4 protein-coding genes are annotated in these 12,005 nt (G+C 75.2%); all 4 read left to right on the top strand.

Annotated features, from left to right (window positions below; genetic code table 11):
* Positions 1-67 precede the first annotated feature (67 nt).
* The 4 genes from ACZ4WQ_RS10070 (at position 68) to ACZ4WQ_RS10085 (ending at position 11,960) form a co-directional block, all read left to right on the top strand.
* Complete coding sequence (locus ACZ4WQ_RS10070; protein ID WP_398375297.1) at positions 68-3,331, top strand: amino acid adenylation domain-containing protein; 3,264 nt, start codon at positions 68-70, stop codon at positions 3,329-3,331.
* Positions 3,328-9,858 (top strand): amino acid adenylation domain-containing protein, encoded by a 6,531-nt coding sequence (locus ACZ4WQ_RS10075; RefSeq protein ID WP_398375298.1) that lies wholly within the window; start codon positions 3,328-3,330, stop codon positions 9,856-9,858. The genes ACZ4WQ_RS10070 and ACZ4WQ_RS10075 overlap by 4 nt, the downstream gene beginning before the upstream one ends.
* A gap of 200 nt (positions 9,859-10,058) precedes the next feature.
* Positions 10,059-11,138 (top strand): guanitoxin biosynthesis L-enduracididine beta-hydroxylase GntD, encoded by a 1,080-nt coding sequence (gntD, locus tag ACZ4WQ_RS10080; protein WP_385345020.1) that lies wholly within the window; start codon positions 10,059-10,061, stop codon positions 11,136-11,138.
* Between the two features lie 51 nt (positions 11,139-11,189).
* A complete protein-coding gene (locus ACZ4WQ_RS10085) occupies positions 11,190-11,960 on the top strand; it encodes an SDR family NAD(P)-dependent oxidoreductase (RefSeq protein WP_385345023.1) in 771 nt (256 codons plus the stop codon).
* Positions 11,961-12,005 lie beyond the last annotated feature (45 nt).

The raw sequence follows: 12,005 nt of genomic DNA on the forward strand, positions 1-12,005 counted from the left end.
CGAGATTCGAGCCCTTGGTCCGTCGGAGCGGTCCGTCGGAGCGCAGGAGAGAGCGGTTACGAACCTGATGACTTCACGCGACACCGAGCCCGGCCTGCTTCCGCTCACGGCCGCCCAGCGGGGCGTGTTCCACGCGCAGCGCCTCCAGCCCGACAACCCGGCCTACAACACGGTCGCCGTCATGGAGCTTCGGGGACCGGTGGACGGGGAGCTCCTGCGACGGGCGATCCGCCGCGCGGAGGGGGAGAGCGGCAGCTGGGACGTCGAGCTGGTGGAGCGGCCGGACGGCCTGTACCAGCGGCCGACCGCGCCCGGCCGCTCGACATGGCGGGAGCTCGACCTCGGCGGGGAGCCGGATCCCCTCGCGACGGCCCGGGCGCTGGTCGACCGCGACCGCGCCACCCCGCGCGACCTGTTCGAGGACGCGCTGTCCGGGCATGTGCTCATGCGGATCGGCGCCGACCACCATCTGTGGTACCAGCGCAGCCACCACATCCTGTCCGACGCCTTCGGCTCGGTGCTGCACTCGCGCAGGATCGCCGCCGTCTACGAGGCCCTGGCCGCCGGGACGGAGCCGGCCGGCGAGCCGCTGGGCCGGCTGCGGGACCTCCTGGCCGAGGAGGCGGAGTACGGCGCGTCCCAGGACCACGCCACGGATCGGGAGTACTGGACGGGGACCTTCGCCGACCGGCCCGAGACCGTCTCGCTCGCCCCGGGGGTGCCGACGGGCGCCGCCGGGCGCGCGCTCTCGGCGACCACGACCCTGTCCCCGGACGAGCTGCGGGCACTGCGGGACGCCGGGCGGGACGCCCGCGCCCCGTGGACGGTGCCGATGCTGGCGGCGGTCGCCGGCTATCTCCAGGGCATGACGGGGGCCGAGGACCTCACCATCGGCGTCCCGGTCACCGCGCGCGCCGGCGCCCGGTCGCGGAACGTGCCCGGCATGCTGTCCAACACCCTTCCGCTGCGGCTCGCCGTCAGCCCGGCGGAGGGCCGGGCGGCGCTGGTCCGGCAGGTCGCGCGGCGGCTCGGCGACCTCCTCACGCACCAGCGCTACCCGTACGACGAACTCCGCCGCGACCTGCGCCTCCTCGGTACCGACGAGCAGCTCTTCGGCGTGCTGGTGAACATCGTTCCGGCGGGCTCCGAGACCGCGTTCACCGGACTGGAGGCGCGCCTGACCGCGCTGTCCGGTGGCCCGGTCACCGATCTCAACATCACCTGCCACCCCGGACCCGACGGCCAGGGCGCGCGCGTGGAGTTCGAGGCGAACCCCGACCGCTACACCGCCGCCGAACTGACCGCGCACCAGGCCAGGTTCGGCGAGTTCCTGCCCCGGTTCCTGGCCGCCCCGCCGGACCTCCCGCTCGCCCGGGTGGACGTCCTGACGGCGGCCGAACGCGGCCGGGCGCTCGCCGTCGGCCGACCCCCGGGGCCGGCGCTCCACATCGCGCCGCGGACCTTCCCGGACCTGTTCGAAGAGCAGGTCCGCCGCACCCCGCACGCCCCCGCGGTCATCTCCGCCGCGGGTTCGCTCGACTACGCCGGCCTGAACTCCCGCGCCAACCGTGTCGCCAAGGCCCTGGTCGAGCGGGGCGCCGGACCCGAGCGCCTGGTGGCCGTCGCCCTGCCGCGCGGGATCGCCGCGCTGACGGCCGTGATCGCCGTCATGAAGGCGGGCGCCGCGTATCTCCCGGTCGACCTCGACTATCCGCGGGCGCGGGTGGCCGCCATGCTCGACGACACCGAGCCGCTGCTCCTGCTGACCACCCGCGCGGCCGACGACGGTACGCGGGCCCCGGGCGTGCCCCGGCTGTATCTGGATCCGGATCCGGACGACGCCGACGCGCCCACCGACACCGTCGCCGACGCCGACCTCGGTGACCGCGACCGCCGGGCGCCGCTGCGGCCGGAACACCCGGCGTATGTCATCTACACCTCCGGCTCGACCGGCCGCCCCAAGGGCGTCGTCGTCACCCACACGGGCCTGGCCGCCCTGCTGCGACACCAGAAGGACCTGCTCCGGCTGACCCCGGACACCCGGGTGCTCCAGTTCGCGTCGCCGAGCTTCGACGCCTCGGTGTGGGAGCTGTGCGTGGCGCTGCTCACCGGCGCCGCCGCGGTGGTCGCCCCGTCCGAACGGCTGGTGCCCGGGCCACCGCTGGCCGGCCTCGTGGCCGAACTGGGGGTCGACTGCCTGCTGCTCGCCCCCTCCGCGCTCTCCGCCATGCCACCCGACAGCCTGCCCCAGGGCGTCAATCTGGTCGTCGGCGCCGAGGCGTGCCCGCCCGAACTCGTCGCCCGCTGGTCCCCGGGGCGGCACATGGTCAACGCCTACGGCCCCACCGAGGCCACGGTCATCGCCACCCAGACCGGGCCGCTGTCCGGCCGGACCGTCCCGCCCATGGGCCACTCGGTCCCCGGCGGCCGGCTCCGGGTGCTCGACTCCGCGCTGCGGCCGGTGCCGCCCGGGGTGGCGGGCGAGGTGTATCTGAGCGGCGACGGGCTCGCCCGCGGCTACCTCGGCCGCCCCCGGGTCACCGCGGAGCGGTTCGTCGCCGACCCGTTCGGCGCGCCCGGCGCCCGGATGTACCGGACGGGCGACCTGGCCCGGTGGACGGCGGACGGCGGGCTGACGTATCTGGGCCGCGCCGACGGCCAGGTCAAACTGCGCGGCCACCGCATCGAACTGGGCGAGGTCGAGGCCGTCCTCGGCCAGGCGCCCGGTGTCGGCGGGGCCGTCGCGGCCGTCCGCGAGGACCGGCCGGGGATCAGACACCTGGTCGGCTACGCGGTCGCCGCGGCGGACACCGACCCGGCCGCGCCCACCCGGCTCGACGCGGCCGCGCTGCGCGAGTTCATGGCGGGGCGGCTGCCCGCGTACATGGTCCCGGCGGTGGTCGTGGTGGTGGACGCGGTGCCGCTCACACCGAGCGGCAAGGTGGACCGGGCGGCGCTGCCCGCGCCGAGTTTCGAGGCCGCGAACGAGTACCGGGCGCCCTCCTCCGGGCGGGAGCGGGTCCTCCAGGAGGTGTTCTGCGAGGTGCTCGGCCGTCCCCGGATCGGCGTGGACGACAGCTTCTTCGACCTCGGCGGCGACTCGGTCGTCGCCATGCGGCTCGCGGCCCGCGCCCACGCGGCGGGCCTCGCCGTCACCAGCAACGACATCTTCCGCCACAAGACCATCGCCCAGCTCGCCGAAGTGGCCCAGGACACCTGGCCGGAGGCCGCGACACCCGGGAACGCCGAGAGTTTGGTGCGCATCGACGCCGAGGAACTCGACGCGGAGGAACTCGACGAGCTCGAAGCCCAGTGGGAGACAACACGGTGAAACAGACATCCCTGGAAACGGTGCTGCCGCTCTCGCCGTTGCAGCAGGGCATCCTCTTCCACGCCCTCTTCGACGAGGGGGAAACCGAAGGCGGCGGCCCCAGCGGTCCCGGCGGCCCTGTCGATTTCTACACCGTGCAGACCCCCCTGGAGCTGACCGGCCCGCTCGACACCGAGGTGCTGCGCCGCTCCTGCCTCACCCTGCCGGCCCGCCACGCGAGCCTGCGCGCCGGGTTTCTGCGGCGCCGCTCGGGCGAGGCCGTCCAGGCCGTCGCCCGCGCGGTCGAGCCGCCGTGGGAGGAGGCCGACCTCTCCGGCTGCGACCCCGACGAGGTCCGGGCGCGGCTCGCCCGGCTGCTGGCCGAAGACCGCTCCCGGCGCTTCGAGATGACCAGGCCGCCACTGCTGCGGTTCACCCTGGTGCGGCTGGCGCCCGAGCGGCACGTCCTCGTGCTCACCAACCACCACATCCTGCTGGACGGCTGGTCGCTGCCCCTGGTCCTCGCCGACCTGTTCCGCATCTACCGGGACGGCGGCACCGCCGAACGGCTGGAGCCCGCCCCCTCGTTCGGCGAATACCTCGGCTGGCTCTCCGCACAGGACCACGCCGAGGCCGAGCGCGCCTGGCGGAGCGCGCTGGCCGGGCTCGACGGCGCGACGCTGGTGGCGGGCGGGTCGGGCACCGGCACCTCCGACCGCGGCCAGCAGCGCGTCGTCGCCGAGCTGACCGAGGCCGAGACGGCACGGCTCACCGCCGCCGCCCGGTCGCGGGAGCTCACCACCAACACCGTGGTCCAGGGCGCCTGGGCGCTGCTGCTGACGCTGCTCACCGGACGGCGGGACGTCGTCTACGGCAACACCGTCGCCGGGCGCCCGCCCCAGCTCCCGGGCAGCGAGCGCATGGTGGGGCTGATGATGAACACGGTGCCCGCCCGGGTCCGGGTGGACCCGGCCGAGCCCGTGGCGGACCTGCTGGCCCGCATCCAGCGCGAGCAGGCGGCCCTGACCGCGCACGAGTATCTGGGCCTCGCCGACATTCACCGAGCCGTCGGCGCCACCGAACTCTTCGACACCACCGTCGCCTTCGAGAACGTCCCCGTCGAACAGGCCGTCCAGGGCTCCTCGGTCGAGGGGCTCGCGGTGACCCTGCTGCGCGACGCCGTCGAGGACGCGTTCGAGGGCACCCACTACCCGCTGAGCCTGGCCGTCCACCCCGGCGCCCGGCTCCGCTTCGAACTCAACTACCGCGACGACGTCTGCACCGGCGAGGCGGCGGCCGAGGTGCTGCGCCGACTGTGCGCCCTGATGCGGGACATCGCCGACCGGCCCGAGCTGCCCGCCGGGCGGCTGCCGCTGTGCTCCGACGCCGAGCGGTGGACCGTCCTGCGGGCGTCGAGCGGCCGGAGCGTGGCGCACCCGGACCGGACCCTGCCCGAGCTGTTCGAGGAGCAGGCGCGCGCGACACCCGACGCGGTGGCCGTCACCGACGGCGCCACCACCCTGACCTTCGAGCGGCTCAACGCCGACGCCGACCGGCTGGCCCGGCTGCTGGTCGCCCACGGCGCGGGCCCGGACCGGCTCGTCGGCGTCGCCCTGCCCCGTACCGCGGCCGCGGTGACGGCGATCTGGGCGGTCTGGAAGTCGGGCGCCGGCTATCTGCCCCTCGACACCGAGCACCCGCTGGAGCGGATCGCGGCCATCTGCGCGGAGGCCGCACCGGCCCTCGTCCTGGCCACCGCCGCCACCGCGCACACGGTGCCCGAAGGGGTGCCCGTGCTCCGGGTCGACGAGGCGGAACCGCTCGACGAGGCCACGGACCCGGGCGCCGGAGAACGCCCCGACGCGCCGCTGCCCGGCCACCTGGCGTATGTGATCTACACCTCCGGCTCCACCGGCCGCCCCAAGGGGGTCGCGGTCGAGCACCGCAACCTGGCCAACATGTTCCACAGCCACCGGGCGAACTTCTTCGCACCGGAGCGCGCCCGGGCGGGCGGCCGGCCGCTGCGGGCGGCGCTCACCAACTCGCTGGGTTTCGACGCCTCGTTCAGCCAGTTGCTGTGGATGGTCGCCGGGAACGCGCTGCACATCGTCGACGACACCGTGCGCAGGGACGCCCTGGCCCTGGTCGACCACGCGATGGCGGCGGCGGTCGACGTGCTCGACACCACGCCGTCCGTCGCCCGCCAGATGCTGGCCGCGGGCATGTTCGAGGCGTCGGGGGAGCGGCATCGGATCGGTGTGCTGGCGCTCGGCGGCGAGGAGGTCGGCGACGACCTGTGGACCGAACTGCGGGGCGTGCCCGGCCTGTCGGTGTACAACCTCTACGGCCCCGCCGAGTGCACGGTCGACGCGATGCTGTGGCACGGCGACGGCGACGGCGATTGCGGGCCCGCCATCGGCCGGCCCGCCGACAACGCCCGGGTCTATGTGCTGGACGGGTTTCTGCGGCCGGTGCCGGACGGGGTGGTCGGCGAGCTGTACATCGCGGGCGACGGGGTCGCCCGCGGCTACCTGGGCCGCCCGGACCTGACGGCCGAGCGTTTCGTGGCCGATGTGTTCGGCCCGGCGGGCGCCCGCATGTATCGCACCGGAGACCTCGGACGCCGCCGTCCGGACGGGGTCGTGGAGTACCGCGGGCGCGCGGACTCCCAGGTCAAGATACGCGGCCACCGCATCGAACCGGGCGAGATCGAGGCCGCGCTGGCGGCGGCGCCCTCGGTGGCGCAGGCGGTGGCGGCGGTGTCCGCCGACCCGTCGGGCGCGCGGCGCGTCGTGGGGTACGTACGCCCCGCGCCCGGCGCCCGCCCCGACCCGGCCGCGCTGCGCGAGTTCACGGCGCGCCGACTGCCCGCGTACATGGTCCCGGCGGTCGTCATGGTCGTCGACGCGGTGCCGCTCACACCGAACGGCAAGGTGGACCGGGCGGCGCTGCCCACCCCCGGTTTCGAGGCCGCGAACGAGTACCGGGCGCCCTCCTCCGAGCGGGAGCGGGTGCTGCACGAGGTGTTCTGCGAGGTGCTCGGCCGTCCCCAAATCGGGGTGGACGACAGCTTCTTCGACCTCGGCGGCGACTCGATCGTCGCCATGCAGCTCGCGGCCCGCGCCCACCGGGCCCAACTGGCCGTCAGCACCAAGGACATCTTCCTCCACCCGACCATCGCCGGGCTCGCCGAGGTGGCCCGGGACACCGGCCCGCGCGGCGAGGCGCGGGGCCGGGACACCGCACCCGCGGCGCCGCTGGTCCCGCTCAGCGACGCCGAGCGGGCGGAGCTGGCCGAGGACGGCCGGCGGATCGCCGATGTGCTGCCGCTGACCCCCCTCCAGCAGGGCATGCACTTCCACGCCCTGCTGGCCGCCGACGGCGTCGACGTCTACACCGCCCAGGCGCCCGTACGGCTCGAGGGCCCGCTCTCGCCCGCCGCGCTGCGCGAGGCCGTCGGGGCGCTGGCCGCCCGCCACGGCGCCCTGCGGGTCTCCTTCACCCTCCTGAGCTCGGGCCGTCTGGTCCAGGCGGTGCACGAGGAGGTGAGCGTGGGGTGGCGGGAGGCCGACCTCTCGGACCTCGGCGAGGACGAGCGCCACCGCCGCCTCGCCGAGCTGATCGACGAGGACCGGCTCCGGCGCTTCGACCTCGCGAAGCCGCCGCTGCTGCGGGTCACCCTGGTCCGGCTCGCCGCCGACGACCATCTGCTGCTGGTGTCCTACCACCACGGGCTGCTGGACGGCTGGTCGCTGCCGCTGTTCTTCCGCGACCTGTTCGCCCTCTACGCGAGCGGTGGCGAGGCCGGTGGCCCGGTGCCGGTGCAGTTCGCCGACTATCTGCGCTGGCTCGACGGCCAGGACGGGGAACGGGCGGCGCGGGCCTGGACCGAGGCGCTGGCCGGACTGGACGAGCCCACGCTCGTCGCTCCCGACGCCGAGGCCGCCGCCGCGACCGTGCCCCACCTGGCGACCGAACTCCTCGACCCCGAGCGGACCACCGCGCTGACCACCGCGGCACGCGCCGCCGGCCTGACTCTCAACACCGTGATCCAGGGCGCCTGGGCGGTGGCGCTGGGCCAGCTGCTGGGCCGCGACGACATCGTGTTCGGCGCCACCTGCGCCGGACGCCCGCCGGAGCTGCCGGGCTCCGAGGACATCGTCGGCCTGCTGATGAACACCGTGGCGGTGCGGGTGCGGCTCGACCCGGCGCGCCCGCTCGTCCGGATCCTGGCCGACCTCCAGCGCCAACAGGCCGAGCTGGGCCCGTACCAGCACCTGGGCCTCGCCGACCTCCAGCGGGCCCTGGGCCTCGGCGAACTCTTCGACACCGTCGTCGGGTTCGAGAACACCCCCGTTGATGGTGAAGCTGTGCAGAAGCACGTCCCCGGCCTGCGGATCTCCGTGGACGACCGGCCCGTGCCCGGCGCCACCCACTATCCGCTCAGCCTGGTCGTGGTGCCGGGCGAGCGGCTGAGTCTCGAACTCAGCTACCGCGCCGACCTCTTCACCGCCGAGGCGAGCCAGGCCCTCCTCACCCGGGTGAGCAAGGTCCTCGACGGCTTCGTCGCCGACCCGGCCGCGCCGCTGGGCCGGATCGACCTGCTCACGGCGCAGGAGCACAAGCTGTTCCGCGCCACGGCCGACGGCCCCTCGCACACCGCCGCCCCGGCCACCTTCCCCGAGCTCTTCGAGGAGCGGGTACGGGCGCTGCCCGAGGCCGTCGCGGTGTACGACGGGCCGCTGGCCATCGGCTACGCCGACCTCAACGCGCGGGCCAACCGGCTGGCCCGGGCGCTGGTGGCCCGCGGTGTCGGCCCCGAGGACGTCGTGGCGGTCGCGATCCCCAAGTCGGCCCGCTCGCTCCTCGCCGTCCTGGCCGTCCTCAAGGCCGGCGCCGCCTATCTGCCGCTGGACCTCGGATACCCGCTGGAGCGGCTGCGCCAGGTCGTCGAAGACGCCGCGCCCGCCCTCGTGCTGACCACCGCCGACGCGGTCGGCCTGGTGGCCGAGGCGGGCGCCGGCCGGACCCTGTGCCTGGACGGGCCCGACGATCCGGCCGACCCGCGGGCCGTCGAGCGGGCCGACGCGCTGACCGACGGCTTGTCGGAGGCGAACCTGACCGACGCCGACCGGGTGGCGCCGCTGCGGCCCGACAACACCGCGTACCTCATCTACACCTCCGGGTCCACCGGCCGCCCCAAGGGCGTGCTGGTGCCCCACCGCGGCATCGCCGCCCTGGTCGCCCAGCAGCGCACGGGCCTGGCGCTGCGCACGGACGAGCGGGTGCTGCTGTTCGCCTCGCCGAGCTTCGACGCCTCCGTATGGGAGCTCGCCACCGCCCTGCTGACCGGGGCGAGCGCGGTCGTCGCGCCCGCCGACGCACTGCTGCCGGGGCAGGCCCTGGCGGCCACCGTGGCCCGGCACGGCGTGACCGCGCTGCTGCTGCCGCCGTCCTCGCTGGCCGTGCTGCCCGAGGGCGCCCTGCCGCCCGGGGTCACCCTGGTCGTGGGCGGTGAGGCGTGCCCGCCCGAGCTGGTCGAACGCTGGTCGTCCGGCCGCCGCATGGTCAACGCCTACGGCCCGACCGAGGCAACCGTCATGGCGACGATGAGCCGCCCTCTGACGGGCCGGACCAGACCGCCGCTCGGCGACCCGGTCACGGGCGCGCGCGTCCATCTGCTGGACGGCGCGCTGCGGCCGGTGCCAGTGGGCGCGCCCGGTGAGCTGTATCTGGCGGGCGAGGGGCTGGCGCGCGGCTATCTGCGCCGGGCCCCGCTCACCGCGGAGCGCTTCGTGGCCGATCCGTTCGGCCCCGCCGGGTCGCGGATGTACCGCACCGGCGACCTGGCGCGCCGCACGCCGGACGGCGCGCTGGAGTATCTGGGCCGGGCGGACCAGCAGGTCAAGGTGCGCGGCTTCAGGATCGAGCCCGGCGAGATCGAGACGGTGCTGGCCGACGACCCGTCGGTCGCCCAGGCGGCCGTGGTCGTCCACGAGGACCCCGCCGGCCGGCGCCTGGTGGCGTACGCCGCCCCGGCTGCCGGCGCCCGGCCGGACCCCGCGGCCCTGCGTCGGCGGGTCGCGGCCGCCCTGCCCGACCACATGGTGCCCGCGGCCGTGGTCGTCCTCGACCGGCTGCCGGTCACGCCCAGCGGCAAGCTCGACCGGGGCGCCCTGCCCGCCCCCGACTTCTCCGGCACCCCCGCCGGCCGGGCCCCCCGCACCGCCCGTGAGGAGCGGCTGTGCGCGCTGTTCGCACAGGCCCTCCGGGTGGAGCGGGTCGGCATCGACGACAGCTTCTTCGACCTCGGCGGCGACTCGATCAGCTCCGTCAAGCTCGTCACCCTGGCCCACGCCGACGGCCTGGACATGGCGCCGCGCGATGTGTTCACCCACAAGACCGTGGCGGCGCTCGCCGAGGCGGTGAAGGAACTCGCCCCGGAAGCGGACATGGCCACGGACGCGGCCGACCCGGACGAGCCGCTGGTCACCCTGGACCAGCACGAACTCGACGCCTTCGCCGAGGACTGGCAGGAGCCCGTCTGAGCCACCGGCCACCGCCGGGGGAGCCCCCTTTCGGCGGTGGCCGGACACCACGATCGCACGACCACTGGGCCAACACGGCCGGGACCCTGCTCGGTCGGCCCCGTGAGGCACCACCACGCGGCCCGGCAGCGGTGCGCGGGCCGCACAGGACCGAACGACGGACGACCCGAGCGGTCACGACCCGGTGGAGGACCATCGACATGACAAGCACCTATTCAGCCGTTGCCGCCCTCCGCCAGGCGGCGGCCGACCCGGTCCCCGACAGCCCGGACACCCCGCTCGAATATCACCTCGACGCCGAGGAAGCGGCCCAGCTGCGGGCCGCCGCGGCTCGGCTCGCGGACACCCACGGGGCGCCGGACCGGCCGGAGTTCTACGACGGCGGCCACGCGGCCGAGGAGCTGCTGCCCGCGGGGCTGCGCGGCTTCCTGCTCTCCTACCGCCGCACCGAGAGCACGGCCGCGTGCCTGGTGCACGGCTTCCCGGTGGACGACGCCCGCATCGGCCCCACCCCCGGCCACTGGGGCGAGGCCATCGAAGGCGAGGCGGCCAGGGAGCAGGAGCTGTGGCTGGCGATGTGCGGGCTGGCGCTGGGCGACCCGTTCGGCTGGGCGACCCTCCAGGAGGGCCGCATCATCCAGAACATCCTGCCCATCCGCGGCGACGAGCGGCGCCAGAGCGGCTACGGCAGCGAGAGCCTGCTGGAGTTCCACACCGAGGACGGCTTCCACCCCAACCGCTGCGACTATCTGCTGCTGCTGGGCCTGCGCAACCCGGACCTGGTGCCGACCGTCGTGGCGTCCGTCCGCGATGTCCGGCTGAGCGAACACGACCGCACGGTGCTCGCCGAGGAGCGCTTCCACATCCTGCCGGACACCGAACACATCCGGCAGCTGGAGGACTCCGCGCCCCGCCACCCCGCGCTGGCCAGGCTGCGTGAGATGACGGACCGGCCCGTGCCCACCGCCGTGCTGTTCGGTGACCGGCTCGACCCGTATCTGCGCATCGACCGGCCCTTCATGCGCGTGGCCTCCGAGGACTCCGAGGCCGCGGCCGCCCTCGACCGGCTCATGGACGAACTGCGGCGGGTGCAGCGGGAGATCGCGGTGGGCCCCGGCTCGCTGCTGGTCGTGGACAACTACCGCGCCGTGCACGGCCGCCGCCCCTTCACTCCGCGGTACGACGGGACCGACCGCTGGCTCAAGAAGCTCACCGTCAGCCGCAATCTGCGGCGCAACCTCAGCGGATACGCCCTGGAACACCCCCGTGTCATCGTCTGAAACCGGTCCCGGCACCGCCCCGCGGCCCCCACGGAAAGGCAGCCACACCCCATGCGCACCGTCATCGTGTCCGGCGCGTCCAGCGGCATCGGCCACGCCACCGCCGAGCGGTTCGCCCGCTCCGGCGACTATGTGGTCAACCTCGACCTCCAGCCGCCCGCCCCGGGCACGGCGGACGGCCCCCGCGACGGCGGCGGCCAAGTCCGCTGGATCGAGCTGGACGTCGCCGACTGGTCGGGCGTCCGCGCCGCCGTCGACCAGGTGCACGCCGAGCGCGGCGCCGTCGACGTCGTCATCGCCAACGCGGGCATCAGTGTCCGGCACGGCATCCTCGACCTCACCGAGGACGACGCCCGGCGCACCCTGGACGTCAACCTGATGGGCGTCCTCGCCCTGTGGCGCCACGCCGTCCCGCACATGCTGCGCCGCGGCGAGGGCGTGCTGCTCGCGACGGCTTCGGTCAACGGCTCCCGCGGCTATCCGCTCTACGCGGACTACAACGCCAGCAAGGCGGGGGTGGCCTCGCTGTGCCAGACCTTCGCCGTCGAGCTGGCCCCGCTGATCAGGACCGCCTGTGTGGCGCCCGGCGCGGTGCTGACACCCATGCAGCGCGCCGAGTACACCGACGCCATGCTCGACGAGGTCAACGAGCGCATCCCGGCCCGCCGCCACGCCCTCCCCGAGGAGATCGCGGACGTGTTCCACTTCCTGGCCTCCCCGCAGGCGTCGTTCGTCTCGGGTCAGCAGTTCGTGGTGGACGGTGCCGAGACCGCCGGGGCGACCACCGCGTTCTTCCCCGGCCCGACCAAGCCGCTGGGCTGAGCGCGCCCCCACCCCGTACCCCCGCGCCCCGCCGCCCCAGCCTTC

The organism is Streptomyces sp. NPDC028305 (genome assembly GCF_055569495.1).

Coding starts and splice junctions, on each gene's coding strand:
- ACZ4WQ_RS10070 (WP_398375297.1), top strand. CDS start 68: ATGACTTCACGCGACACCGAGCCCGGCCTGCTTCCGCTCACGGCCGCC.
- gntD (WP_385345020.1), top strand. CDS start 10,059: ATGACAAGCACCTATTCAGCCGTTGCCGCCCTCCGCCAGGCGGCGGCC.
- ACZ4WQ_RS10085 (WP_385345023.1), top strand. CDS start 11,190: ATGCGCACCGTCATCGTGTCCGGCGCGTCCAGCGGCATCGGCCACGCC.